Below are 26,527 nucleotides of genomic sequence, written 5' to 3'. Positions count from 1 at the left end.
CCTCCCCCAGCTACACTAAAACTCCACTCAGCGCGCGCCGCCATCCCCGATGATCGTGTAAGGCGCCCAAAACAGGGGGGCGAATTCGGTCTTGCCGTCGGCACCCACATAACCCGGGCCGTCCATCAGCGCCATCATGGCCAGCCGCAGGGCTTCCGCCCGGGTCAGTTTCGGGTCATCGGCTTGCCGCTTGAACAGGTCAGTCACCAGTTCGCGCGCCGATTGCGAATGCACCGACCAGTTGGTGACGAGCAGCGCCCTCGTGCCGGCATAGAAGAAGGCGCGTCCAAGGCCCGAGGCCGCTTCCGCACCGGCTCCCTGGCCGGCGCCGGTGTTGCAGGCCGAAAGAACAACCCAGTCGGCATCGAGCTTGAGGGTGAGAATCTCCTCCATGGTGAGGAGCCCGTCGCCTTCGACGCCCGCAACCGCCGGCGCCGAAAGCGCCAGCGCCGGCTGGGTCAGCCCGTTGAGCTCGCCGGGAACCAGACCATGGGTCGCAAAGGCCAGCACCTTGAAGCCGGACAGATCCATGGTCTTGACCGCTTCCTCGTTGGCATCCTTGCCAAGCTTGAGAACCTTGGATGGGTCGGCCTGCAATGCGAGCGCGATCGACTTCAATTCGTCGGCGGTGTCGGGCAGCCGCGGCAGCATGGCCAATTCCGCACTGTCGACGCCTTCGAGTTTCGGACTTGACCGCCGCTTGAGCGGCAGGCCGCGCGTTACTGTCATTCCGGCGTCGGCCATCTTGATCGAGTCCTGCTCACGGGCGGCTTCTGCAGCCTGTTCGGGCTGAAGAGCGGATCGCCGAACCCGATCAACTCGCCACGGCCCGGTTTGCCCGGCGGCAATTGCCGCAAGGTCCGCAACGCAGCCGTCGACGGTACGCTGCTGACGGCATAGTTCCGCGCCAACCATGGCACCGCGCGATAGCTGGAAAACAAGGGGTCATCACTGGTATCGATCTCGGCCGGCGCGGTCGGCAGCAGCGACAACGGCAAAAGGCCGAGCGCGCCGTTGGTGACGACGATCAGGCTTTTGGATTTTTTCCAACCGGCTTCGACGCCCTGCAACAGCAGCGAATAAAGCTCATAGCCGAGTTTGACATCGAACGGCGGGATGTCGGAAATCATCGCCGCCTGCGGCTCGAGCGCTTCGCGCAGCTTGCGCACCTTGCTCCGAATTTCACCGGCAGTGGCCTTGATTACCGCAAACGCCACCGCGCCTTCCTTCGGCACAGCCCAGACAAAGCTTGCATCGCCCGAAGTAGAAGGACAGCATCGCCTCACCTTGCGCCAGCGTCGCCTGGATCTGCGCGACGCTCGGCGGCCTGGGGTCGACCAGATCGGCAAAAGCCGGAAAGCGCCTGTTGATTTCGGCGCGCGCCTGGTCGCGCTCGGCGCGCAATTTCTCGATCGAGGCGTTGACGCCCTTGATTCCCTGCGGGTCCCGCTCATCCGGCGGAAGCGCCAGGATATTGTTGAGCAGGCCGAGCTGTGCGCTCACCTGCTTGTCGAGATCCTGCTCCTTGCGCACGAGTTCGGCGAGCGCGGGGTCCTTGATGGAAGCACGCGCGCCGGAGGCGGCAAGCGCCCGCTGGACGGAACGGCCGCGGACCGCATCCGCAAGGCTGAAAGTGTCGACGGCGACGTCGCCGCTTGAGGACTGCGTGCTGGCCAAGAGCTTGATATAGGCCTCCACGATCCCCTGCAGCCGCTGGCTTCGCGCAGCGACCACCGTAGCGTCATCATCGTCGGCATTGTCGCGCACAGCGGCAAGAAGCACCGGGAGCGCAAGTTTGAATTCCCGGATAGCGTCGGCATCCCGGCCTGCGCGCATCAGCCCGACGGCGAGGATGCCTCGCGCGGACGCCGCATCGAAATGCTTCTCGCCGACGCGCGCGATCTCGCGCTTCAACAGCGCCTGCGCCGCTTCGAGCCCCGCCTGGGTCTGTCCCGAGGCTAACAGGGCATTGATGCGCGAACCATTCAGCTCAAGCACCTCGCGGCGCTGCGGCTCCCATTTTGCAATCGCCTTGTCGAGCTCGGCATAAACCGAAGCGGCCTCCGGCAGTTTCCGTTCGAATGTGAGGATGGCGCCGAGTTGTGCCAGGATCTGCGCGTTGTACTGGGAATCGTCTGCAATATTGAGCGTGCGATTGATGTCGAGTGCGATCCGCGTCAGCTTCTCCGCTTCCTCGTAGCGGCCTTCCTCGACCAGGATATTCGCAAGACCTCTTACGAAGGGCGTCGTCTGAGGATTGTATTTGCCTTGCGCCTTCAGGCGCGATTGCAGCGCCTTGCGCACATCGACTTCCGCCTCCGCCAGCCTGCCCTGTCTCGCCTTCATGCGCCCGACGCTGAGGAGGTCGAGATCGGCACCTTGGCGTATCTGCGATTCGGGCGGCGCGTAGGTGAAGGTCATGTCGGGGATCGCCGCGAGTTTCCATTCACGCGATTTCGCGTAGGCGGCCTCCGCATCCCGAAACTGTCCCCGCGCCTCGAAGACGATGGCGCGAACGGATTCGACTTCGCCTTCCCAAGCTCGTCCCTTGCTCGCGTAGTTCGTCCGCCAGCCGGGCAGCCCGCTCGTGCGTGCCTCCTGCAGCAGCGCGATATTGCGACGCATGTAGGCTTCGGCCTGCGGGATATCGCCCATCTGCACGAGAATATTGCCTGCTATCCGCTGTGCGTTGAAAAGATAACCCTTCTGTCCGGGCCGGTTGGCGTCGGTGATCATGAATTGGGATATCTGCAGCGCGCCCTTGACGTCGCCGAGCGAGATTTTCTGAATCGTGTTGAACTGCCTGATGCGCTGGCCGAAATATCCGTCGCCCGAGGCAAGCGCCGCTGCCAGTGCCTTCTCGCCGTCGGCGAGCGCTTCCTTGTTGCGGCCGAGCTGGGCGCGGGCGTTGCCGCGATCGTAGTAGAACTGTGCGAAATCGGCCTGCGAGTTTTTTCCCGGCTCGCTGTCGGCATCCGCCTTCAACTTCGCCAGCGTCGCTGGATCAGGTTTCTCACCGTCGAGGACTGCGGCGATGTCGGCGATCGTGCGCGGCGGCGGGACGAAGCCGGCCGGCAGCGGATTGCCTGGGGCCATAGCCTCCTCTTTCGGCTTGCCGCCCTTGTAGATCTCGATGGCGACGTTGGCCCTGCCGTTGGCCGCGTTGAGCGCCGCGATCACGCAGGCCCTCACTTTTGGCGAAGCGCCCTCCCGACATCTCGCCAGATTGGCCTCGCGATCGCCGCCCCGGCCCAAGCCCTGCATGCAGGCCTGGACAATCGGCCTGCCGACCGTCTCCCGGCATTTGGCGATCGCCTGTTCTTTCGAGAGTGCGAGGGCCTGCCCGCAACCGCCGATCGTCGCAAGGAATGCGATCAAGACCAGAGCCGGGGCAACCGCAAATGAACCTGATCTTTCCAGCCCGCCCGAGGCTGGAGGGTCGAATAATCTCGGCATGAAAGGGCTCCCCATCAATATGACAGCGACCAATCAGACCGACTTTTGTCAGGTTTGCCCGAAATTTTCCGGGCTTGCCGACCAGCCAGATCATGGTCTCGGCCCGAAATGGACCAGTCCATCCTCGTCTGCGGGATGGTTTCAAAAAACGATAGGTACCGAGGCCGCCTTGGGGCGATCCGGTGCAATTCCGGGCTTGAGATTATAGAAGTACCGCCGAAGAGGCTAGGAGTTCGCAGACGGGTCGTGCCCGGCCGGTTCCAGCCAGACCTTAAACCTCTGGCGCCTTGGCGCGGATGGGCGCCTCCGGGCGCCGCGCCTCGCCACGCTCGAGGGCGAAGTGCTGATCGAGAGAATACCAGGGCGCCGCAAAACCCAGCTCGGACGAAGGCTGATCGTGGCGAATATAATCGCCGATCAGGGCTCGCGTGACGCCGAACTGCACGTCTGAATCGAGATGTGGGTCATCGGGCGAGTAGATTTGCGAGATCAGCGTCTTGAACCCCGCCTTGCAGATCATGAAATGCAGATGCGCCGGCCGATAATTGTGTCGGCGGGTCGCCCGCACGAACTCGCCGACCGGCCCGTCGACGGGAATCGGATAGCCAGCGGGCTTCACGCTGCGGAAATGAAAGCGACCGGCCTCATCGGAAATGAAACGTGCGCGCAGATTCATCTCGGCCTGTCCGGGATCCTGATTCTCGTAAAGACCTTCCGGCGAGGAATGCCAGACGTCGACTTCCGCACCCGCGATCGGATTCCCGTTGATATCCTGCAGGGAGACTTTTACGAGAAGTCCCGGCCCCGGCGTCGGTGAGCGCACCAGCGTATCGCCGCTGGCGCTCAAGGGTTGATCGTCGCGCCAGAACGGCCCGAGCAGATTGGCCTGCGTTTCGCTCTCGCCCTGGTTGCCGTTGTTGAGCAAGCAGACCAGGGATGACACGCCCAGCGAGCCCGCCATCAGCACGACTTCGTTGTGCGAGGGCGTCGTCTTCTGCCCCATCGCCACGATCAGCCGGACTGCCTCCTGGCACTCGCGTTCGGTCAGACATGTATCGCGGGCAAGGCCGTGCAGATGTCGCACGAGCGCAGTCAATATCTCGCGCAGGCGCGCGTCTTCGACGCGGGAGACGGCCGCAATGACCGCATCTGTCAACATGGCCTGATTTTCGATGATCATGGCACGTTGCCCAACCATTTTTCCAACAATAAAGCCGGCGGTCCTGAGACGCGCCGGCTTTCTGATTGTTCAATGTCGCTGGCTCACACCTTGACCAGCGGGCCGCGCGAGGCAGGCCCCTTCGACCCTCCGCCCGGGCCACCGCTCGGCCCTCCGCCCGGACCGCTCGGCTTGGGCTTGCGCGGTACCGTGCGCTTACGCGCGCCGGGCAATTTCTCCGGTTTCGGCGTGACCGGCCCTTCGACGAATTCGAAGCCGATCTTCTCCTGCGGCTCAGCGGCCGTCTCGTCCTTGACCAGAACCACGCGCACGTGGCCACCGCCCTTGAGCTTGCCGAACAGCACCTCGTCCGCCAAAGGCTTCTTGATGTGCTCCTGGATCACGCGCGCCATGGGCCGGGCGCCCATCTGCTCGTCATAGCCATGCTGGATCAGCCACGCTTTCGCGGGCTCGGACAATTCGATCGTGACGTCGCGGTCGCCAAGCTGCGCCTCGAGCTGAAGCACGAACTTCTCGACCACCATGCCGATCACATCGGCATTGAGATGCGCAAACGAGATAATGGCGTCGAGCCGGTTACGGAATTCCGGCGCGAACTGCCGGTTGATCGCCTCGTGATCGTCGCCTTCCCGCTTGCTGCGGGTGAAACCGAAAGCCTGGCGTGCGAGGTCCGCGGCACCTGCGTTCGTGGTCATGATCAGGATCACATTGCGGAAGTTGACCTGCTTGCCGTTGTGGTCGGTCAGTTTGCCATGATCCATGATCTGCAACAGCACGTTGTACAGGTCCGGATGAGCCTTCTCGATTTCGTCAAGCAACACCACGCAATGCGGATGCTGATCGACACCATCGGTGAGCAAACCACCCTGGTCGAAGCCGACATAGCCTGGAGGCGCGCCGATCAGGCGCGACACCGTGTGCCGCTCCATGTATTCGGACATGTCGAAACGGATCAGTTCGACGCCGAGCGAGGCAGCGAGCTGCTTGGCGACTTCGGTCTTGCCGACGCCGGTGGGACCCGAGAACAGATAGCAGCCGATCGGCTTCTCCGGCTCGCGCAAGCCGGCGCGTGCCAGCTTGATCGAGGCCGAAAGCGCCTCGATCGCCTTGTCCTGGCCAAACACCACGCGCTTGAGCGTCTGCTCGAGGTGCTTGAGAACCTCGGCATCGTCCTTGGACACGCTCTTGGGCGGAATCCGCGCCATGGTTGCGATCGTGGTCTCGATCTCCTTGATGCCGATGGTCTTCTTGCGCTTGTTCTCCGCAACCAGCATCTGCGCGGCCCCCGACTCGTCGATCACGTCGATCGCCTTGTCCGGCAATTTGCGGTCGTGAATGTAGCGCGAGGACAGTTGCACCGCGGCCTCGATCGCCTCGTTGGTATATTTCAGCCGGTGATAGTCCTCGAAATAGGGTTTGAGGCCCTTGAGGATCGCGATCGCGTCCTCCACCGTTGGCTCGTTGATGTCGATCTTCTGGAACCGGCGCACCAGCGCGCGATCCTTCTCGAAATGCTGACGATATTCCTTGTAGGTGGTCGAGCCCATGCAGCGGATGGTGCCCGAGGCCAGTGCCGGCTTGAGCAGATTTGACGCATCCATCGCCCCGCCTGACGTGGCGCCGGCGCCGATCACCGTGTGGATCTCGTCGATGAACAGGATCGCGTTGGGATGAGCCTCGAGTTCCTTGAGCACCTGCTTCAGGCGCTCTTCGAAATCGCCGCGGTAACGCGTGCCGGCCAGCAGCGTGCCCATGTCAAGCGAGAACACGGTTGCCGCCGACAACACGTCCGGCACTTCGCTGTCCACGATGCGCTTGGCGAGCCCCTCTGCGATTGCAGTCTTGCCGACACCGGCTTCGCCGACGAACAGCGGATTGTTCTTCTGCCGCCGGCAAAGCACCTGGATGGTACGGTTGATCTCGGAGTTACGCCCGATCACCGGATCGATCTTGCCGTCGCGCGCCTTCTTGTTGAGGTTGACGCAGTAAGTCTCGAGTGCCTCGCCCTTCTTCTTGGAATCCTCGTTGCCCTTGGTCTCGGTCTCTTCGTCGACGCCGCGGACCGGACGCGCCTCGGAAACCCCGGGGCGCTTGGCGATGCCGTGGCTGATGTAGTTGACCGCATCGTAACGGGTCATGTCCTGCTCTTGCAGGAAATACGCCGCATGGCTCTCGCGCTCGGCAAAGATCGCAATCAGCACGTTGGCGCCGGTAACCTCTTCGCGCCCCGAGGACTGAACGTGAATGACCGCGCGCTGAATCACGCGCTGAAACCCTGCGGTCGGCTTGGCGTCATCGGAGCCGTCCGTCACCAGGTTTTCGAACTCCGTCTCCAGATAATTGACGAGACTGGTGCGCAACTTGTCGAGATCGACGCTGCAGGCGCGCATGACGGCCGCCGCATCCGAGTCATCGATCAACGACAAAAGAAGATGCTCAAGCGTCGCATATTGATGGTGCCGCTCGTTTGCAATCGCCAGTGCACGATGCAGGGATTGTTCTAGGCTTTGGGAAAAAGTCGGCATTCGCGTCCTCTGTGGCCCCCGCCATCATGATCGCCGTTGCCCCCTCAGGCAACAACAACCTTTGTCATATATAGTTACATCCGATCATGGCGGAAGACCGGTTCCGTGACCGTGCGGGGCTCTCCCCGCACTCTCACGAGAATTTTTTTTGGTTATCCCACTCTGTCCGGGATCACCTGGTTAATAGATGCAAAACCCGTTCCTATTATGGCGGGCTACTTCTTTTCCATCACGCATTGCAGGGGATGCTGGTGCTTGCGCGCGAAATCCATCACCTGGGTCACCTTGGTCTCGGCGATTTCATAGGTGAACACGCCGCACTCCCCGATACCGTGATGATGAACGTGCAGCATGATCTTGGTCGCGGCCTCGACGTCCTTCTGGAAGAATTTTTCGAGCACGTGAACGACAAATTCCATCGGCGTGTAGTCGTCGTTCAGGATCAAGACGCGATAAAGATTGGGCCTCTTGGTCTTCGGCTTGACCTTGGTGATGACGGAGGTGACGGGACCGCCGCTTCCGCCTGCGCGGTTTTCGTCATTGCCCATTCTGGGATTGGATTTGGCAACCGGCGGCACGAACGGATCGGGTCTGGTCATCAGGCGTGGCATGGCACAGGCGTTGGAAACCCCAAGGAAAGCGCTGGACAGCGAGCCGCCGACGTTCTCACCAGGGAGCCGTCGATCAACCCGGACACCCTTCCAGATCGCCGTTCCCGCCTGACCGAGCGGCTGCATCGATAACAGCAATATGGGTCTAACATTCGTTTATCGCAAGCGCGCAGATGATGGCCTGACCACTTGCGTCAGGCCCGATTCTCGGTATCGGCGACCGCCAAACGTTAATCAATCCCGGTCGGTTTGACAAAGCGCCGACGGACCCGCGGATCGAGCCCACCATACGCAAATGACGAAATTTTATTCACAAGAGGCTGATGGATCGATGGCGAGCAATGCCGGCCCAAGAAAAAGCCCGGCCGAATGGCCGGCTTTTCAAACTGCCAGGAACCGCACCGCGATCGATGGCTGGCCGCTGCCGTAAACTTTGAAACGATGGTTTCACGAACTGCTCGGCGAGCAAGCCCTGGGATCTTCTGCGACTCAGCCACGAAGGTATCCGGAGTTCGCGAACTCGGTTTGCACTTCGAGTCCGTTGTCGAGCGACTTCACGCCCGAAAAGCTTTTCGATAAATGCCCTGCCGTCTTCGACGGATTTCTTCGCGTCGTCGCCGTATGGGCTTGCGATGGCTCGGGAGGTTGGTTGCGCAGGCGGCGACCGCCTCGTTGCGAGACCGGAGGTCCCTTGCCCCTCAAATAGGATTTGTGCAATGCACAAATACCGCCGAGTTCGCGCCGAATCGGGGCGATTGGCGCAAGGCTTTCTTAATCTTTTGGAAACCGTCGACACCTAACCTCATTTGAGGGCCGTCCGGCTCCGAACCGATGTTGAAATCCGTTTGCCTGCAGCGCCTTAGCTTGAATGGCGGACTGAGCGGGCGGCCCGGCGGAGCAAGCGCTCGTTTTCCGGTCCTGGAGCGGAAAAATGTAGCCGGCCCTTGGGCATAATTTGGCCTCACGGGCCGGTGATCAAGACGGAAATTGGGGAACGGGGAAGTTCATGCTTCGCACAACCTTGGCTTCCTCGCGTTTTTCGCGAGCCTGGTTCTTCGGGTTCGTCGCGGTCAGTACCGCTCTAACCTTCACCACCAATACCGCCGAGGCACGCCGCTACCGGCATCACTATGTGCGCCATCACAATGAGACGCGCGAGAGCTACAGCCCGGCGTTTTCCTCGATCATCGTCGACGCCAATTCTGGGGCGACGCTTTCGGCCAGCAATCCCGATGCGAGCCGCCATCCTGCCTCGCTCACCAAGATCATGACGCTTTACCTGCTGTTCGAGCGCCTCGACAGCGGCAAGATGAAACTGGATACGGAAATGCCGGTTTCGGCGCGCGCTGCCGAACAGGCGCCGACCAAACTCGGATTGCGCCCCGGTCAGACCATCCGCGTGGAAGATGCGATCAAGGGACTGGTGACGCGCTCGGCCAACGACGCCGCCGTCGTGATCGCCGAGGCCATTGCCGGCGACGAAGACGATTTCGCCGAGTTCATGACGCGAAAGGCGCGCTCTCTCGGCATGAGCAAAACCGTCTATCGCAACGCGTCCGGGCTTCCCGACGACGAGCAGGTAACGACTGCCCGCGACCAGTCCACGCTCGGCCGCGCCATTCAGGACCGCTTTCCGCGTTACTATCGCTACTTCTCGACGGTGTCGTTCACCTTCCGCGGCCATTCGATCTCCAACCACAATCACCTTCTGGGCACGGTCGAGGGCGTCGACGGAATCAAGACCGGCTATACGCGCGCGTCCGGCTTCAACCTGGTGACATCGATACGCAGAGGTAACCGGCATTTGGTGGGCGTCGTCATGGGCGGCCGCAGCGGCGGCTCGCGCGACGCCGTCATGCGTAACCTGCTGGCGGAAAATCTCGAAAAAGCATCGAGCAAACGCACCGTCGCTGCGATCACCGAACGCAATTCCGCCAACGCCGGTGTCGCCGAGACGGAGGCGGCCATCCAGCCGGCGCAAACGGTTCAACCTCAGGCCGCATCTGCGTTGCGAAGTGCGATTCCGCCAACGGCGGCGGCCCTGGCCCAGCAGAGGTCCGACAACAAGTCCGACGCCAGGCCGGAGTCCAAATCCGAGGCCAAGACCGAACCGGCGCCGTTGACCAGCGGCGTGATCCAGACTCAGGCGATCGCGGCCATTCCCGGCTCGTCCGAACCGATGAAGCCGGTCAAGGTGAAGACGGTCCAGATCAAGGCGGGCGCCAAGCTGGCTTCGGCTGGCGCCGCCCAGCCGACGCCGGCGGCGATCACGAGCGCGATACCACCCCGGGCGGAAGTTGCGGAGACATCGAACGCAATCGTCGCCAAAGCTGAAACCGGAAAGTCCGAGACTGGAAAAGTCGAGGCCGCAAAGACCGAGGCCAGGTCTGAGACGGCAAAAGCAGAAGCTGCAAGGCCTGAGTGGCCACCGCAGCCGGCGAACCACGGCACCGGCAACGGTATCCTCGGCGTCTTGCCCGCATCGAGCCTTCCTCCCTCTCCCTCCTCCCAGGCGCTGGCCTACGCCGATCCCGCCCCGCGTCCCCAGTCGCAGTCCAATCCGCAGAACGGCGCCAGCAAGCCGGAGGCTGCTCACACGGGATGGATTGTTCAAGTGGGTGCGCTGGAAAGCGAAAGCGAGGCACGGCAGCGTATCGAAGCAGCGCGCAACCAGGCGCACGGCCTGCTCAACAAGGCCGATCCGTTCACCGAGCAGGTGCTCGCCAAGGGCGACAAGAAGCTGTTCCGCGCCCGCTTTGCCGGGCTCGATCGCGATCAGGCCGAGGCGGTCTGCCGCACGCTCCGGCGCAGCGAGATGTCCTGTATTACCGTCCGGAACTGACCGACGGCGTTATCCTGCGCAAAGTCCCGGATAAATCAGGGGCCCTGAAAACTTCTCGTCAAGATTTTCCAGTTTAATCTGCTCCGATAGAGGATCGCCAGCCGGCGCGCGCTTACCAAGCGTCAATCGGAAGCAGAAGCGGCTCGTGATTCTCGGCGTGTTGGCGTGCCGGAGTTAATTGTGATGCGTACGAAGCAAAACCTCCTTGGCCTCGTTTACCCGGGCCGCGAGGTACGTCGACCCCCCCTGGTCGGGATGCAGTTTCTTCATGAGCGCACGGTGCGCCCGGCCGATCTCATCGCGCCCCGCCCCCGGCTTCAGGCCAAGGATCTGGTAAGCCTCCTCGTCCGTCATTTTACCGCTCGTCGCCGGGCGGCTCTGCCGCCCTGCCGCATCACCTTGCGCGTTCTGACGCCAAGCGGGAAACCTGCGGTCGAGATAGCTTTCAAGTAACGGCACGCTGTCGGCGTCAAGCTCCGGGATCATCTGCAGGAGCTGCGGCAGATCGAATTCCTCCAGCAAGTGACCGACATGGGGCCCGGCGATGATGCGGCCGGAAAGGCCGCCGCTGTCATGGTCCAGGGTCATTTCAAAATAGCGGGAGCGAACGGTTGACGCCCGTCCGGGCGAGCCTTGCCCACCCATCCCGAACAGTCCCCCGATATTGGGAAAACCGGACATTCCGAACGGCGACCAGCCCAATAGACCGGCGCCAAAGATGCCGAGAGGCACGGCGACCGCAAGTTCGCCCCTGATGCCGGTGAAAGCGGCAACCGCCAGCGCGACCACGCCGCCGACGATCCTGATCGCGCGGGCGAGCACAGCCGGATTGGCTGCGCGGAACATCTGCAGGAGCGAGTAGAGAACGATAACGGCGACGACGCCGGCGATCAGCGTTGGCATGGGTATAATATAATGCGGCCAGCGACAAAAAGCATGCCGGTCCGACGACAAGGCCGCCGGCGGCCACGGCAAGTACGTTGGCGCCGTGGGGTGCGATGCCGTATCGTGGGCGGATCCGCGGTGGAGCGCGCAAATGCAAGTGCCGGGGTTAACGACGATCAAAAGCCATCGTGGCGCTCGGGAAACCATGAACAGGCTTGAGGAGGCGGTCAAAGCGAGGGGCATGACGGTGTTTGCCCGCATCGATCACGCCGCCGGCGCCTCGGCCGTCGGGATGCCGCTCAATCCGACCGAGGTGCTGATTTTCGGAAATGCCAGAGGTGGCACGCCGCTGATGCAGTCCGCTCCGACGATCGGAATAGATTTGCCCTTGAAGGCTCTGGTTTGGCAGGACGCCTCAGGCGAGACCTGGCTTTCCTTCAACGACCCCGCCTGGCTTGCGCAGCGCCATGGCCTGAGCGGGGCCGAAACAGCGGTTGGCAACCTCACCGCCGCACTGAATGCGCTCGCCAAGGAGGCCATATCGGAATGACCGCGATCGTCCGCCCCGTCTGGAAGCACCGATCAGAGATCATTTCATCTGGCCGAGCAGCTTGGCCGCGCTGCTTCCGCGCTTCGACAGCCGTAGCAGTGCCTCGCGGCCGCCGGCCGCATAGGCCGCCGCAGCGCGAAGCAGCTCGCGCAGCTGCGCCGCCGCGCCCGGATCGAACCTGCACCATGCTCCTCCCGTCAGGCGCGCGATTTCCCTGAACGCATGTTCGGCGACTCCGTCATGTCCCTCCTGAAACATGAACACAGGCACCTTGAGCATGCCAAGTTCGCCGGCCTTGATACAGAGCTCGTCGACGCTCTCCTCCATGGCGTCGCCGACAAACACCATGGCCCGCACGCCCGATGCGACGGCCTCCCGTCTCGCCTCCGACAGCACCTTGCCGATCTGGGTATTGCCGCCTCGGCAGTCAATTTTGCCCATCAACTTCGCCAGCTGCGCGCTGTCTGAAATCCAGCTTGATGCGCGGCATTCATTGAGACCGCGATAATAGACGAGGCGGATGTCGAGACTGCCCAGTGAGGCTGCCTCGCGAAACATATCCGCCTGCAGCGCGCAGGCCATGTCCCATGTCGGCTGGCGGCTCATGGTGGCGTCGAGCGCGAAGATCAACCGGCCTCGCGCTCCCGCCGCATGCGGCGACATCGCCCTCGCTCGCGCGACGAACGCAGCAATGTCTTCCGAAGCCGACGGCCTTGCCTCCGGCAACGAACCTTCCTTGCCGGCTTCGGATGCCTTGTCGGCAGATTTCGGTTTGATCGGTTCGCCGGACATAAAGGCTCGCTTTGATTGCAGCGTTCACAAAGGTGCCCGCTGCAACAGGATGCGAATGTCAGAATCGGACCGCCGTCCGCCAGCCTTATGTGGGCAGCGATCAAGCTCTTCAATGCAAGGCGTCGGCGTTTCCAAGCGGCCGCATCGAGAGCGCGCGGCTTTTTCGTCAGTTATGGGAAGGCGGTGCGAAGGGCGCAACCGGTCCGGCATCAGTCATCGTCGGAGACGTCGGCGGCGGCTGAACTGGCGTCGGTCGCAGCGGACTTTCGTCCTCGAGGAACTTGTCGAGCATGCCCTGGATCGAGGCCTTGGCCTCATCCGGTCCGGTATCGCGCATATCGTTGTGCTGGAACGAGGTGCGCACGACCGTGATTCCTGCCTTCTCGCAGATTTCGTCGTCCGGAACGACGCCGGGATCGGGTTTGAAGACGGAGTCTTTCGAGCGGAACGACAAAATCTTGAATCGGCCGTCGGTCATGAATGGAACGCGCAGATTATCGAGCGTCACGATCTTCTTGATCTGATCGGGATACATCTTGGCGAAGTACATCGAGATGTCGCCGCCATTGGAATGCCCGACCATGGTCAGGTGATCGTAATCGGCGTTCGGCTGGACCTTCTCCAGCTGTTCGAGGGCAAAGCGGATATTGGCGACGCCACGATGATATTGCGGCAGGCGTCCGACGTAGAGCTCGCCGACCTTGGTCACCAGCGGCGCATCGGTTGCAAGATCGTGCTGGATGCTGGCTACCAGGTAACCGCGCGCGGCGAAGACGTTCGCCAGGAAAGAATACTCGGTGAATTTAACTGTGTTGCCGTGATTGAGGATTGCGACCGGCAGCTTGATCATGCCGGCATTGGCCTGCAACTCCTTGTCGCGCCGGACCGCTACATCAATCTCGACAGGACGATTGCCGCGCGCCGGATCGTAGAACATCAGCGTTTCGTGGCGGATCGCCCATTTGGTCGCAGTGAAATAGGCAATCGTGACCAGCGTAGAAAGCGAGAGCAGAACGGCAATTCCACGTTTCATTTTCGTCCTCGGTGCAGCCGACGCCTGATTAGTCCGGATCTGCGGAACACTGCGGTCACAGTTTCTTAATATAATCCACACACAGGCGACAGGAAGACCAAAGATTGAATCTTCGCCGCCTTATCATTGTGCGACGCACCTATCCGTTGGGCAACGAGGAAGTATAGGACGCCCCCGAAAGCGGCATCATGATCTGGCGCAAGACATCAATGCTGCGTTCAGAACTTGGGTAAAAGGCCGGTAAAACAAGGCTTTGGTAAAAAACGGGCTATCGGCCGCCGACGTCGTTAGGCCTCCGCCGCTCCGGCATCAGTCCGACCGTGGCTCCTTACCGCCTGCTCAGGCTTCCAGAATGTCGTGGAAATCAATCTGCTTGTCGACCTGGCTGAACCATTCGGCACGATTGGCGGCGCGCCTGCGGCCGCGCTCGTCCAGCGGCAGCTTGAGTTGACGCAGCAGGCTTGTGACTTCCTCGCGGGCCGTCACATGGCCCAGGCTCGGGCGCGTTCCAAGCGTCGCCTCATTGAGATTGTCGAGCGCCGTGAGCCCGCGCGGGAAGAATTCCCGGTAGACGACCCGCTCGGCAAAACCATCGATCGAACGAAAGCCTAATCGCAGGGACAATTCGTTGAGGCCCTCGGCCACGAGCTGCTTGTTCCGTGAGCCCAGCATCGACAGCCGGTTGCGAACGACGATCCAGTCGGTACTGGCTCCGTCGATCTGGCGACGCTTGCGCCTGGTGTCGCGCACCATCTCTGCATAATGGCTCTCGCCGGTCACCGAGTATGTCTCAGGATCGACGGTTCCCAGAACATCGAAGTCGAGGAAACTGTCGTTGATCGGAGTTACCAGGGTATCGGCCATCGAGTGCGCCAGCCTCATCAGGTAGCTGTCGGTACCGGGGGTGTCGATGACGATGAAGTCAAAGGTGTGCTCGACCGCCCTCACCGCCGCCTCGAATTGCTGGAACTCGGACGATTCGTTGTCGGCGATCTGCATGGTCTGGCCGAGCTTGATGCAATAATGGACGGGAATCTCGAGATCGAGTCCCGTGCGGGTTGCCCAAGCGCGGCGATTATTGATGTAACGGGTGAAACTCTGCTGGCGGCAATCGAGATCGATCGTGGCGACGCGCTGGCCGGCTTTCAGCAAAGCGACCGCGATGTGGAGGGCGGTGGTGGATTTGCCCGAGCCACCCTTCTCGTTCCCCAATACAACGACATGAGCCGAGGCGGATTGGCCCTGACTTGTCTGCACCAGCATTGTTCGTCCCCTCTGTCGGCATCTTCAAATTACGCGCGACTGCGGTCAAGCGAAATGCGCAGGCGCACTCTTTGATTCGCGATTTCGCCTGCCTTCATAGTGAATCGGCAACATCGCGCGTGTCGCGCCGGCGAAGCGAAGGTGACTCCGGAACGCTGCAATCGCGATCGGCTTGCGAATCGGTGCCCTGCCCGCTTGGCGGCAAGGCGTCGTCCTTGGTAGATTGACTTGCCCGCCGCAAAGCCAGTCGCCCGAGTCTTTCCGACCTCGAGAGAATCGAGCTCCAATGCCGTCAAGCCCCGTGATCGCCCGTACCATCCCTGCGTTGCGACGCGCCCTCGATGGCTTTCGCGCGAAAAAGTCCACGATCGCTCTCGTGCCGACCATGGGAGCGCTCCATGACGGACATGTGTCGCTGGTTCGGCAGGCCAAACGGCATGCCCGCAGGGTCGTGGTGTCGATCTTCGTCAACCCCACGCAGTTCGCCCCGTCGGAAGATTTCGGTTCGTACCCCCGCACCTGGAAGGCCGACATTGCCAGGCTCAAGGCGGAAAATATCGACCTCGTCTGGCATCCAGACGTGAAGACGATGTACCCGGAGGGCTTCGCGACCCGGATACTCACCGAGGGACCGGCGACCGCGGGTCTTGAGGATCGCTTCCGGCCACACTTCTTCGGCGGTGTGGCGACCGTGGTCGGCAAACTGTTCACACAATGTCGACCCGATTTTGCCATCTTCGGCGAAAAGGACTTTCAACAGCTGCGTGTGGTGACGCGCATGGCATCCGATCTCGACCTTGGCGTGAAGGTGATCGGTTCCAGAACCGTGCGCGAGCGCGATGGGCTCGCGATGTCCTCGCGCAATGTCTATCTTTTGGTGGAAGAGCGCATCGCCGCGCCCGTCCTGTTCCAGGCCATGAAGCAATGCGCCCAACGGTTGCGCGCGGGCGACGACGTGCAAGCCGCGATGGCTGGCGGCGCCGCGATGATCAGCAATGCCGGGTTCGCGGTGGATTATTTTGAGGTCCGACACGCCGAAACGCTCGCGCCGGTGGCATCGAGTGCCGAGCGCCCGTTGCGGATCCTGGTGGCGGCAAGAATCGGGAAAACCCGCCTGATCGACAACCTGGCGGTGTGAAGAAGGCGCAGACTGGCGCTCCGAAGCCGGTGCGGTCCTCGCTTCAGAGCAGGCCGAGATCGCGCAATTCGCGCCGCATCGGCTCGGGCATCGCGGCCACGGTTGCGGCGGCTTTCTTGCCGAGGTCAGGGGGAGCCGCATCGTCGTTGAAATATCGCCAGCCCTGAAACGCGCGCATCGGGCGCGGCGATACCGCAATCACCCTCGGCTGCATCACCAGGCGGCATCGTCCGATGCCATCGCGATCGCGGAACGGTTCAATCGCAAGAAGTTTCTCGCGGGCTGCGATTTCGCCGCGGATGACCCAGTAAAGCGAGCCGCCGGCGAGCAACTCGTCGGTACGCTTGGGCGTCATCCGCGTGACATGGATATGGTGGAGTGGCAGCCCTTTCTTCCTGGCGGCCGACATGCGCTCGGCGATCCAGGCTTTGAGCTCTTTCACGGAGTCACAACCGACGCAAAGCTTGACGAGATGAAGGGGCATTTATCCGGCGATCCAATTTCTGAACGTTTGTTTCCCGTTTTTCCGCGGGGCAGTTCTACGAAAGCTGCAATCAAAGGACCACCGGGCAAGTATAGATTCCGGTGGAGATTGGCTTCCGAAAGCTTGCGAACCGTCAGCTAGCGGGCGCCGATTCGCCGCCCCTGGCGTTCAGCGCCGGCAGCCGAAACGATCATTCATTCGAAGCTGCCGGCGCAGGCGCGGCTGGTGCGATCGAGACCGGCGCTGCCGCGGGCGCGGGCGTGCGCGAGGGTTTTGGTGCCGGCTGTTTTTTGGCCGCCGCAAGCGTCGGCGAGGCAGAAGATGTGGGCCGCGCCGACGGTGCATTGGCCGCCGGCGCAGGCGAGGTGGCAGGTGCTGGCCGTGATGAGGGCGGCGCTGCATTGGCGGACGGTGCGGTCGCGCGCGGAACGGACCCCGTCGACGTTCCGGGCTCGGGCGTCATGATACTGACCGGCGGGGTCGAGGCAGAACTTGGAAACTCCGCATTGGTCGGCCTTCCGGTCGGCACTCCCGGCACAAGTGCCGCGACCGGCATCGGCGGCTGTGCCGGCGGGGCAATCCAGGTCGGCGCGTAACGTGAGATCGTGGTCTCATAGACGCGCTCTTCCATATTGGAGGCGATCTGCTTGCGATCAGTGATCAGGCGGAAGGCGGCGCAATCCGACGGGGTACAGTTGTCACGTACCGTCAACACATAGGCGATCAGCCCATACCGATCGTGCTCGACCGCGTGACGCAGCGCCTGCTGCTCCGCCGTCATGTTCTTGTTGGCGGCCACCACATCGCCGAAAGTGGTGAGCCGGGTGATCTGCGAAGAAGCATAGGAAACTGCCGCGGCTGCCTGTTCGGCGGAGCTGAACAGCGCCTTTTCGCAAGCCGTCAGAACCGGCTCTCCGGCGAGATCATCCAGGCAAGAAAGCGGTGCAGGGGTGGCGATAATCGATGCCTGAGAACCGCTGTCCGCTGAGGAGCCGGCCCCTCCGAAACCGGGGATCGTCGCGGCAACCGCGACACCGACGGCTAACAGCGCGATGACCGTCAGCGCGCCGTTCGCCACCGACTTCTCGGCGCGCAGCAGGGTGACGATGACGATAACGCCGAAGAATCCTGCGGCCGCCAGCGTCAGCCACGTCGGAAAAGCCGGCGAACGCCAGACCTGATCCAGTAAGTTGCCCCAGGCCCAATTCATGCGCGATGTCCCTCAGCGCAGCACTCAATGCCTTCGGCAAAATCGGCGCCGAATCTCCCGCATTCAGCTTTCGCAGCATGGATCAGCGAACGGGGCCTTTTGACGGCGGGTGAGAATGAAATGCGATTCATCCACCCCTCGCGCAGCCTCAGGAAAGTGCAAGTTGGCTTTCCTTGGCCACCCGTTCGAACGCTTCGGTCGAGCTCTTGATCCTGTATTGACAGTCATCACCTTCGGTCGGCAGCAAACGGACGACCTCATACGTTCCGCTCGCAGCCGGACGCGACACGTTGCTGGCGGTGAAATAGACTGACGCTCCAACCTTGTATTTGTGCTTCAACGCGCTCTCCATCACGCAAAACCGTCGGCCCTCGCCTACCGTCCCGCTTGCGTGGCCGACTGAAATCGGCTGGTGGTATAGCACGCCAGAGCTTCGCTTGGCCAGCCCGTCTGCACATGGCCAATACGATAATTTTGCTGGTTTTTCAGTGAGATAAAGGGCAACCCCGGGTTGCGGGTCACTTCCAATCGCGGCAAGCAAAGGCAGATTTTTTGGCCAAAATGGGTAATCCCCCGCCCGAGGCGGGCCGAGTACAACCACAAATCGCGAGCAAGGCGCCTCCACCCGCTGGACGGAATGTGGGCGGGCTCAACAGCGCCGAGCTTCAGGCGTTATGAGACAACTTGCCATCCGGGCTCGCCCGATCCACGGCGGCAGGAAGCTGCTGCGCCAGGATCTGGGTAATCTGATCCACCGGAATATTGAAGCGCGCGGCCAATTGCTTGACGGCGTCGCTGCCCAGAACCTGCTTGAGCTGGTCGGCGGTGATCGGCAGATTTTGACCGTTACCCAGCCACGACTTCACCTGGTCGCCGAAACCTGCCTGCTGAAGTTTGGCGACGATCGCATTGAGTCCACCCTGACTTCCAGTGCCAAACACCTCGCCCAACACGACCGGAAGCACCGCGCTTTCGAGTTGACCAAGCGCGCTCTTGAAGGCGGGCGAATTTTCCAATGAATCAAAAATTCCCATGGCCGAAACCCCTTTTGCATTGAATAGGCGACGTCGGGCTTTCGAATCAGACTGCTTTTGACGGGTCAGGTCAAGCAGCGAATCCTACTACCGATCTTGGCGCCGACCGCCAGGCTTTTCGGGGTAATCAAGGGGATGGCTCGACATCCGGGGCCCGCGGACTAACGTCCTTCGGGGGATTTGCGTCGTCGACCTGCGATTTGAGATCGGCGGCCTTCTCGATCAGAACCGCAGCCAGCTCCGGGTTCTTTGTCAGGGTCGCAAACTTGAGAAGCGTCACCGCCTGACGCGTCCAATACCGTTTTCCGATCATCGTGCAGTCCCCTGAAGCACCCGCAGCGGGAACATCACGCCCGAGAGACGATATTGTTCCAACCAGATACACAAAAATGTTCCCACGGTTCGACCAAAAAAGCCGGGCCCCGGCTCTTTCCGCTTCATACCGTTTCGAACTTCTCGATGACCAGCGTTTCGGCAAGCCCGGCGTTCGTCCATTCCTGGAACGCCGGCAAAGCCATCATCGTCTCCATGTAGCGTTGCACGATGGGTGTCACCGCAATCGCATAGGTGCGAAAGCGATGCACGACAGGCGCAAACATGGCATCCGCCGCACCGAAGGCGCCGAACAGAAACGGCCCGGATTTTCCGTATCGCTCGCGGCACTCGGTCCAGATCTCCTGAATGCGGTCGACATCGGCGCGACCAACAGCCGACAATTCGATGGCTCGAATCGGTCGATGCAGATTCATGCCGCACTCGTTGCGCAAGCCAGCGAACGAGGAATGCATCTCGGCCGAAATCGAACGCGCGTGCGCCCGCTGCGCCTGCTCCAGCGGCCACAAACGCTTTTCCGGAAATTTTTCGGCCACGTATTCGATGATCGCCAGCGAATCCCAGACCGTGATGTCGCCGTCGATCAGCACCGGCACCTTGCCGGAGCGCGTGACGTCGAGGATCCGTTGTTTACCGGGAGCGCCGGTATAAAGCGGAATGAAAACCTCCTCGAATTCTATGTTGTTGGCGCGCAGCGCCAGCCATGGCCGCATCGACCACGAGGAATAGTTCTTGTTGCCGATCACAAGCTTCAGCGCCATTGGAACGGGACTCCGTTTTCCAGCGTGTCATTTTGGCATGTCGTTCGGCGCGCATTCAAGCCACGGCCAAATGGCCGTGATTGCCGCCATCTGGTCCATATGGCAGCATTCGGCGCGAAGTTTCAGTCCCACTTCGGCGCGAAGCCGTAATCGGTGAGCCGGCCTTTCGCGCTTCTCATCTGGAAGATCTGGTGCATCTCCGCCTCCGACAGTTGGAAATCGAAGATGTCCATGTTTTCAGAAAGCCGTTCGATCTTCGAAGTCCGCGGGATCGCCGCGACATTCTGCTGAACCAGCCAGCGCAGACACACCTGCGCCGCCGTCTTGCCGTAGGCTTGCCCGATCCGCAACAGCGGCTGATCGTTCCTGATCCGGCCCTTCGCAATCGGACTGTAGGCGACCAGCGCCATGCCGTGATGCGCGCAGGCATCGAGTACCCTGGTCTGGTCGAGATACGGATGATATTCGACCTGGTCGCACGCCAGAGGCTCCGGGCAAAGCGCTGTAGCCTCCTCGATCAAGGCCACCGTGAAATTCGAGATTCCGATGTGCCGGCTCAGGCCGAGCCTTTTGACATGCGCAAGCGCCCCCAGCGTCTCAGCCAGTGGCACGTGAGGATTTGGCCAATGCAGCAGCAGCAGATCGACGTTGGAAAGCCGCAGCCTTGCAAGGCTTTCCCTGGTCGATCGTTCGAGATCGTTGGGCGCAAAATGGGTGGTCCAGACCTTGGTCGTCACGAACACCTCGTCGCGCCTGATCCCCGAGGCCCGCAACCCGTCACCCACGTCGCGTTCGTTCTCATAGATCTGGGCGGTGTCGATGTGGCGATAGCCGAGCTTGAGTGCCTGCTCGACCAGGCGCGCGCAAGTGCGTCCCCGCAGTTCCCATGTGCCGAGCCCGATCGCGGGGATGCTCGCGCCCTTGGCCTCGATGAAATGCATGGCTGCAACCCCATTTCTTCCGCTCTCGTCCTGACTTCCAACAACGGCGGAGCGGGATCAAGGTTCTTAAGGGCTCAAGCGGTTTGCGCTAAGGTCTTGGCCAGCGCGGAAAACACGGTTTCCGGCGCGTGGGCAATAACGGCAAGCAGCGCGCGAGCAGGTCCGCGCGGCATGCGTTTGCCCTGCTCCCAGTTGCGAATGGTCTCGACGGGGACGCCGAGCCGGCTTGCGAATTCAAGCTGTGTCAGGCGGGCGCGGCGGCGCAGATCGCGAACGGCCGGCGCCCCCTCAGCCTCTGGGATGCAAGATTTTGCTGCGACCGAACTGGTTGGCGGCACAGCAAAGGCCGTCGGCGCCAGCGGAAATTCGCGCCCGTCCCTTATTTCGACGATTCGTCCGTCCGCTTTCAGCCGCAGGCGCTGCATGGTCGATCTCGATTTTTCAAGACGCGGAGCCGAGCCACCGAACCGGAATCATGCCGCGCCACCCGAATTGTCAGCGATGGGCGTTAAGGCTTGATTAACGATACGTCGGCACCCGATCGGGCCACGTCGGTACCCCGGTCAGCTCGGACTGATTTGGCAGGATGCCAAACGGTTCGTCATGATGCATATCAATGGCCGGCTTCCTCGCCCCGGATATCGCCGGAAGGGTTTCGCAGCATATGAAACTGACGAGCGCAAGCGTTCTGATTGCAATCGCCTGGATCGCGGGAGCGCAGGCTGCGGAATGCCCGCGGCCGGGAACGCTCGGCACATCGCGTGTCCTTAGCGTCGATGCCGCGAGCACGCCGCGCGTCGGACTGAAGAGTTTTCCCCAGACACTGCCGCTTGCCGAGCACGAGGTCGTGCTGACGTTCGACGACGGTCCGTGGCCCGCGACGACATCGCGGGTGCTGGCGACGCTGGCCCAGGAATGCGTCCGGGCGACCTTCTTCATGATTGGAAAGAACGCCGCCGAACATCCCAACCTGGTGCGAAGGATCGCCGACGAGGGCCACACCATCGGGCATCACACCTGGTCGCATCGCAGCCAGATGCGGATCAAACCGGGCGAGACCACGGCTGAGATCGATCGCGGGATCTCTGCGGTCGAAATGGCGCTGCATGGGAATGCCACGACCACCCCGACGACGCCGTTTTTTCGCTTTCCCGGATTTGAGTCGACGCCGGCAACCCTCGCTCTCCTGCAGTCGCGAGGAATCGTGGTGTTCGGCGCCGACTTATGGGCGAGCGACTGGAATCCCATGGCGCCGAAGCAGGAACTGACACTCATTGCGGCACGGCTGAAGGCGGCGGGCAAGGGGATCATCCTGTTCCATGACACCAAAGCCCAAACCGCGGCCATGTTGGCTGCCTTTTTGCGCTACCTGAAGGACAACGGCTACCATGTCGTCCACGTGACAGGTGCCTCGCTCGATTCCGCCAAAGCCCCTTGAATCCGAAATCAGCTGTGAAAGTTATATAATTTAGGCCGCATTCATCTTGCGTATGCAATGATCGGCGCAATCGAAAGGCATGGCGGTATTTTTCATGCGCTGTGTTGCGGCTCGCGTTCGGAAGGGATCTTGGGCGACTGCGGCTTGCCTCGTTGCTTGCCTGGTCGCGCCCGCGGCCTCGGCCTCCGATTGCCCCGGCCATCCGGACGCACTTGGAACCTCGCGCACGCTTGTGGTCGATCCGAAGGAGCATCCGCGGATCGGCACCATGCAATATGCCGAAACCTTGCCGCTCGCCGATCATGAAGTGGTGCTGACCTTCGACGACGGCCCCCTGCCGCGCTACAGCAATCAGATTCTGGAAATTCTTGCTTCCCGCTGCGTGAAGGCGACGTTCTTCACCATCGGGCGCATGGCCCAGTCGTCTCCCGAAGGTGTCCGCAAGCTCCGCGACGCCGGCCATACCATCGGCACCCACACCCAGAATCATCCGCTCAGCATGAACCGAATGGCAATCGAGCGCGCCAGAAAGGAGATCGATGAGGGCATTGCGTCGGTGAAAGCGGCGCTGGGCGATGACGCCGATCAGTCACTCGCCCCGTTTTTTCGAATTCCCGGGCTGCTGCGCGCCGACAGCGTCGAGAACTATCTGGCCGAACAGGGGATGCAGGTCTGGAGCGCCGATTTTCTGGCCGACGATTGGCACCACATTTCCTCCGCGCGCGTCTACGACCTCGCGATGAAGCGCCTTGAAGCCACGGGAAAAGGCATCCTGCTGCTGCACGACATTCATGCGCGAACCGTCGCCGCGTTGCCGCGCATCCTCGATCAACTCAAGGCGCGCGGCTACCACATCGTCCATGTGGTGGCGGCGACTGTGGAGCGGCCGCCGACACCGACCGAACCGCAGCAATGGCGGCTCCATCCGCCGCCAGAAAACATGGCGGTTACGCGCTGGCCCGAGGTTCCCAATTTCGTATTTGCCGACAATGGCGAGCTTCCCGCGCCTTCGCTGTCCGATTTCGATCTGCTTGACGCGCGTCCAATCGCGATAGCGAAGGCGGTCGACCGCTCCAGGCCGCCGGAGGTTCGCTTTCCGCAGGTTATCGAAGCTGGGCCTGAGAATGCCGCAATGACCCTGCCCGCCCCGGCGCAAGCCGTTTTTGAGATCCCGCAAGGGCTGCGCAGAGTGATGAGCGAGATCGATCTTAACGCGCGCCGCGGGGAGCAGGCCGGCACGAGCCCGCGTGAGGCTCGCGCCAGATCTGCCCCTGCGCGCGCAAGCGCGTCGCCTCATCCCGCCCGCGGGAAAGCCTATATTGCGAACCGACATGGACGTGATGCGCGACGTGGCAAGGCCAAGGTCGCCGGACGCGCCGGCGCGCCGGCAGCAACTTCGCACCGCCCCCCGCAGGTGAAGAGAAGAAACGTGTGACGCCGGTTTGAGCTGGACTTGCGCAACGAAACCATGCGCGAGGGAGAAGTTCCAAACTCAGTCCGTCACGATTTTCGAGACGCACAGGAGAACAACGAGGGCCAGGAACAAAAGGTCGATATAGGCCTTGATTTCGCCCGCATGACGCAGGCCCGAAACCTCTGAGATCACCTGCTTTCGCTGCGCCGATGCGGAAGGCCCGTCGCCAGTCATGGCCGAAAGACGGCGCGTTTCGCCCTCGAGACGCTCGATGCGCTGGAAGAAATAAAATGACCGCAGCGTGGAGGCCCCGCGCATCGCGCCAAAGATCAGCACCAGAATCGCGACGATGGCGCGTTGGTGGTATTTCTCCATGAAGTTCAGGCTGTAGTAGACCAGCGCCAGGAAGATGAAGTTGGAGAGAAAGCGATAGGCGTAGCTCAGGAATATCATGCGTGGTTCCGTCCTCGGCAGACCAGAAGGGCCTTCGTACGCACTCTGTTGAACGAACTCTGAGGATTTCCGCCGCAGGCCCGGACTCGCTGGGCTCCAGCTGATCGTCCCCCCACGCCCTCGTTGGTGACGTCAGGCTCAAGCATCCGCGACGCGGCCCGATGGCGGAATCACGGGAATTCTTGGCCCGCAGTGCCCGGTTTTGGCCGACTCAGCAGTTTGAGGCATTTGTTGCGGCGAAGCATGTAGATTCGCCGGTATTTTGCAATAGCTCACACCGACGGTACGGTCAAAAAAGCTCCTCCTTGAGGTCTGAAGAGCCTTTGGATCCCTCCGCCTGTTCTCGAGGGCCAGCGCGATAGTTCCGCAGTGTGGCCAGAAGGTACGTCTCGTCGAATTCGTCCTCAAGTTCGGCGGATGCACTTGATGCAACCATCCACGCTGCCCATTCAATAATCGCCTACCAGCGTGATCAGGGTGTCGACGCATTGCGTCTGTTAGACGTCCTTTGGGCGATATGATAGTTTGCAGTCGGCTCTCTTCTTGAGCGCAAGGCTCAGACGCCATTTGTTGTTTGTGGAGTCTCCAGGCATGGGAGAAATCCGCGACTTCAAACCCGGGAAGCACGGCGAGCCGCCGAACGGCATCGCGCCACGTCGCCTTGCCGCGATCATCGCCGGCGACATCGCCGGCTACAGCCGCCTGATGCAGCAGGACGAGGAAGGAACGCATGCGCGCGTCAGACGGATCCAGCGCGATCTGATAGAGCCGAGCATTCTCGAGCACCACGGCAGGCTCGTCAAAACCACCGGCGACGGATTCATTGCGACTTTCGACAGCCCGGTCGAAGCCGTCCGGTGCAGCATTGTCATCCAACAGAACATGGTCGGCAGAAATGCATCGATGCCGCACCATTCCAGGATCGAGTACCGGATCGGCGTCAATCTCGGCGACGTCATCATTGAAACCGACGACGTCTACGGCGATGGCGTCAACATTGCCTGCCGGATCGAGGGGATCGCCGAGCCGGGCGAGGTGTTTATTTCGGGCGGCATCTACGAGCAGATAAAACACAAACTGGTCTGCGGATACGAGTCGCTGGGGGACCGCAAGGTGAAGAACATCACCGATCCGGTGCGGGTCTACCGCGTACTTTCCGATCCGGCCGCTCTTCGACGCCCGAGGCGCCGCGAAACCATTCTCATCTGGTCATTGAGTTTCGCGCTGCTGGTCATAGCCGGGGGTACTCTCGCTTACCTGTTGATGCAGACCCGCAGCAAAATGCTCGACCATGTAGCAACCCCCGCTCCTGTCGAATCCCCGAAAGTGGCAAGCGCGCCTCCCGCCCAGCAGACGGCGCCGCCGCTTCCTTCGGTGTCGCCATCGCCGCCGCAACAGATCCCGCCGCAGCCTCAGCCTGTACCTTCGTCCAGTCCCGCCGCAAAGGATGCCGCGGCGCTGCCGCAGCCCAAGCCTGCGATTGCTCCGGCAGCGCAATCCGCTCCGTCGGTGCGGGAACCTGAAATGGTTGCGCTGCGAGGCGGCAATTTTGCCATGGGCAGCAACGACGATCTTTCGGAACGGCCGGCCCATCAGGTGGCCATCAAGCCCTTCTCCATCAGCAAATTTCCGGTCACCGTCCAGGAATGGAATGCATGTTTTGCCGCCAAGGCGTGTGGCTTCGAGGCGACGGGAAAAGACGATGCGCCGGTCACGAATGTAAGTTGGAGCGATGCCAGGCAATTTGTCACCTGGCTTTCGGAAGCGACGCGAAAGGCCTACCGGCTTCCGAGCGAAGCCGAGTGGGAGTTTGCCGCGCGCGGGGGAACGCAAACGAAATACTGGTGGGGCGATCAGTTGCAGCCCGGGATGGCCAATTGCAAGGACTGCGGCAGCGCCGCCGTCGGCCAGCCCGAAAAGGTCGGAAGTTTCAGGGCCAATCCATTTGGCCTCTATGACATGGGCGGCAACGTCGATCAGTGGGTCGAGGACTGCTGGCACAAGAACTACCAGGGCGCGCCGGCCGACGGTTCAGCCTGGACCGGCAACGACTGCACCTCGCACGTCATCAGGTCCGGATCGTGGAAGAATGATGCCCGCTACATCCGGCCGGCGAACCGCGACAGCTACGATACCAACGTGCGCTATCCAACCCACGGCTTCCGGGTGGCTCTCTCCCCTTAA

The 26,527-nt window shown here is 61.7% G+C and carries 25 protein-coding genes; 6 read left to right on the top strand and 19 right to left on the bottom strand.

Annotated elements, in window-relative coordinates; translation table 11 throughout:
- Positions 1-27: 27 nt before the first annotated feature.
- From VNX23_RS02530 to clpS, 6 genes are all read right to left on the bottom strand, one after another.
- Positions 28-744: a CHAT domain-containing protein gene (locus tag VNX23_RS02530; RefSeq protein WP_325627597.1), complete on the bottom strand. Its 717-nt coding sequence runs from the start codon at positions 742-744 to the stop codon at positions 28-30.
- Positions 726-1,217, bottom strand: coding sequence for a hypothetical protein (locus tag VNX23_RS02525; protein WP_325627596.1), 492 nt, complete (start codon positions 1,215-1,217; stop codon positions 726-728). Before VNX23_RS02525 ends, VNX23_RS02530 begins: the two co-directional genes overlap by 19 nt.
- Positions 1,183-3,456 carry a tetratricopeptide repeat protein gene (locus tag VNX23_RS02520; protein ID WP_325627595.1) on the bottom strand — a complete coding sequence of 758 codons (2,274 nt, stop codon included), beginning with the start codon at positions 3,454-3,456 and terminating at the stop codon, positions 1,183-1,185. The genes VNX23_RS02525 and VNX23_RS02520 overlap by 35 nt, the downstream gene beginning before the upstream one ends.
- Positions 3,457-3,727: 271 nt before the next feature.
- On the bottom strand, positions 3,728-4,636 hold the full coding sequence (locus tag VNX23_RS02515) for a dioxygenase (protein ID WP_325627594.1): 909 nt from the start codon (positions 4,634-4,636) through the stop codon (positions 3,728-3,730).
- Between the two features lie 83 nt (positions 4,637-4,719).
- Positions 4,720-7,161: an ATP-dependent Clp protease ATP-binding subunit ClpA gene (clpA, locus tag VNX23_RS02510; RefSeq protein WP_325627593.1), complete on the bottom strand. Its 2,442-nt coding sequence runs from the start codon at positions 7,159-7,161 to the stop codon at positions 4,720-4,722.
- Positions 7,162-7,376: 215 nt separating this feature from the next.
- Complete coding sequence (clpS, locus tag VNX23_RS02505) at positions 7,377-7,709, bottom strand: ATP-dependent Clp protease adapter ClpS (protein WP_325627610.1); 333 nt, start codon at positions 7,707-7,709, stop codon at positions 7,377-7,379.
- 1,069 nt (positions 7,710-8,778) lie between these two features.
- Here clpS and VNX23_RS02500 point away from each other — a divergent pair.
- A complete protein-coding gene (locus VNX23_RS02500) occupies positions 8,779-10,614 on the top strand; it encodes a serine hydrolase (protein WP_325627592.1) in 1,836 nt (611 codons plus the stop codon).
- Between the two features lie 174 nt (positions 10,615-10,788).
- Here the strand turns inward: VNX23_RS02500 and VNX23_RS02495 are convergent, their stop codons facing one another.
- On the bottom strand, positions 10,789-11,517 hold the full coding sequence (locus VNX23_RS02495) for a DnaJ domain-containing protein (RefSeq protein ID WP_325627591.1): 729 nt from the start codon (positions 11,515-11,517) through the stop codon (positions 10,789-10,791).
- Positions 11,518-11,704: 187 nt separating this feature from the next.
- Between VNX23_RS02495 and VNX23_RS02490 the strand changes: the two genes are divergently transcribed.
- Entirely contained in the window at positions 11,705-12,049 is a 345-nt protein-coding gene (locus VNX23_RS02490) for a DUF302 domain-containing protein (protein ID WP_325627590.1), read from the top strand.
- A gap of 39 nt (positions 12,050-12,088) precedes the next feature.
- Here the strand turns inward: VNX23_RS02490 and VNX23_RS02485 are convergent, their stop codons facing one another.
- The 3 genes from VNX23_RS02485 to VNX23_RS02475 all read right to left on the bottom strand — a co-directional run bounded on the left by VNX23_RS02485 (position 12,089) and on the right by VNX23_RS02475 (position 15,137).
- The gene (locus VNX23_RS02485; RefSeq protein WP_325627589.1) at positions 12,089-12,841 is read right to left on the bottom strand and encodes a VWA domain-containing protein; all 753 of its coding nucleotides are present in this window, start codon (positions 12,839-12,841) and stop codon (positions 12,089-12,091) included.
- Between the two features lie 166 nt (positions 12,842-13,007).
- Positions 13,008-13,874: an alpha/beta fold hydrolase gene (locus VNX23_RS02480; protein WP_325627588.1), complete on the bottom strand. Its 867-nt coding sequence runs from the start codon at positions 13,872-13,874 to the stop codon at positions 13,008-13,010.
- Positions 13,875-14,213: 339 nt separating this feature from the next.
- The gene (locus VNX23_RS02475) at positions 14,214-15,137 is read right to left on the bottom strand and encodes a division plane positioning ATPase MipZ (protein ID WP_325627587.1); all 924 of its coding nucleotides are present in this window, start codon (positions 15,135-15,137) and stop codon (positions 14,214-14,216) included.
- 286 nt (positions 15,138-15,423) lie between these two features.
- Between VNX23_RS02475 and panC the strand changes: the two genes are divergently transcribed.
- The gene (gene panC, locus VNX23_RS02470; protein WP_325627586.1) at positions 15,424-16,275 is read left to right on the top strand and encodes a pantoate--beta-alanine ligase; all 852 of its coding nucleotides are present in this window, start codon (positions 15,424-15,426) and stop codon (positions 16,273-16,275) included.
- Between the two features lie 43 nt (positions 16,276-16,318).
- Here panC and VNX23_RS02465 read toward each other — a convergent pair whose 3' ends face one another.
- The 8 genes from VNX23_RS02465 to VNX23_RS02430 all read right to left on the bottom strand — a co-directional run bounded on the left by VNX23_RS02465 (position 16,319) and on the right by VNX23_RS02430 (position 21,463).
- Complete coding sequence (locus VNX23_RS02465) at positions 16,319-16,759, bottom strand: DUF1489 domain-containing protein (RefSeq protein ID WP_325627585.1); 441 nt, start codon at positions 16,757-16,759, stop codon at positions 16,319-16,321.
- Between the two features lie 190 nt (positions 16,760-16,949).
- On the bottom strand, positions 16,950-17,969 hold the full coding sequence (locus VNX23_RS02460) for a hypothetical protein (protein ID WP_325627584.1): 1,020 nt from the start codon (positions 17,967-17,969) through the stop codon (positions 16,950-16,952).
- Positions 17,970-18,117: 148 nt separating this feature from the next.
- Positions 18,118-18,321 carry a hypothetical protein gene (locus VNX23_RS02455; protein ID WP_325627583.1) on the bottom strand — a complete coding sequence of 68 codons (204 nt, stop codon included), beginning with the start codon at positions 18,319-18,321 and terminating at the stop codon, positions 18,118-18,120.
- Between the two features lie 313 nt (positions 18,322-18,634).
- Positions 18,635-19,003 (bottom strand): YidB family protein, encoded by a 369-nt coding sequence (locus VNX23_RS02450; RefSeq protein WP_325627582.1) that lies wholly within the window; start codon positions 19,001-19,003, stop codon positions 18,635-18,637.
- Positions 19,004-19,130: 127 nt separating this feature from the next.
- Positions 19,131-19,316, bottom strand: a complete 186-nt coding sequence (locus tag VNX23_RS02445; RefSeq protein ID WP_325627581.1) for a hypothetical protein — start codon at positions 19,314-19,316, stop codon at positions 19,131-19,133.
- A gap of 124 nt (positions 19,317-19,440) precedes the next feature.
- Positions 19,441-20,097 carry a glutathione S-transferase family protein gene (locus tag VNX23_RS02440; RefSeq protein WP_325627580.1) on the bottom strand — a complete coding sequence of 219 codons (657 nt, stop codon included), beginning with the start codon at positions 20,095-20,097 and terminating at the stop codon, positions 19,441-19,443.
- 122 nt (positions 20,098-20,219) lie between these two features.
- Positions 20,220-21,038, bottom strand: coding sequence for an aldo/keto reductase (locus VNX23_RS02435; RefSeq protein ID WP_325627579.1), 819 nt, complete (start codon positions 21,036-21,038; stop codon positions 20,220-20,222).
- Positions 21,039-21,112: 74 nt separating this feature from the next.
- Complete coding sequence (locus VNX23_RS02430; protein ID WP_325627578.1) at positions 21,113-21,463, bottom strand: helix-turn-helix domain-containing protein; 351 nt, start codon at positions 21,461-21,463, stop codon at positions 21,113-21,115.
- 245 nt (positions 21,464-21,708) lie between these two features.
- Here VNX23_RS02430 and VNX23_RS02425 point away from each other — a divergent pair, with 245 nt between their 5' ends.
- Complete coding sequence (locus tag VNX23_RS02425; RefSeq protein WP_414642939.1) at positions 21,709-22,476, top strand: polysaccharide deacetylase family protein; 768 nt, start codon at positions 21,709-21,711, stop codon at positions 22,474-22,476.
- Positions 22,477-22,555: 79 nt separating this feature from the next.
- Positions 22,556-23,911, top strand: coding sequence for a polysaccharide deacetylase family protein (locus VNX23_RS02420; RefSeq protein WP_325627576.1), 1,356 nt, complete (start codon positions 22,556-22,558; stop codon positions 23,909-23,911).
- 57 nt (positions 23,912-23,968) lie between these two features.
- Here the strand turns inward: VNX23_RS02420 and VNX23_RS02415 are convergent, their stop codons facing one another.
- A complete protein-coding gene (locus VNX23_RS02415) occupies positions 23,969-24,343 on the bottom strand; it encodes a hypothetical protein (protein WP_325627575.1) in 375 nt (124 codons plus the stop codon).
- A gap of 591 nt (positions 24,344-24,934) precedes the next feature.
- Between VNX23_RS02415 and VNX23_RS02410 the strand changes: the two genes are divergently transcribed.
- Entirely contained in the window at positions 24,935-26,527 is a 1,593-nt protein-coding gene (locus VNX23_RS02410; protein ID WP_325627574.1) for an SUMF1/EgtB/PvdO family nonheme iron enzyme, read from the top strand.

The organism is Bradyrhizobium sp. (assembly GCF_035570375.1).
Classification (GTDB): domain Bacteria; phylum Pseudomonadota; class Alphaproteobacteria; order Rhizobiales; family Xanthobacteraceae; genus Bradyrhizobium.
Note: the sequence above shows the minus strand (reverse complement) of the source record. Positions and strands in the feature narration are given on the sequence as shown.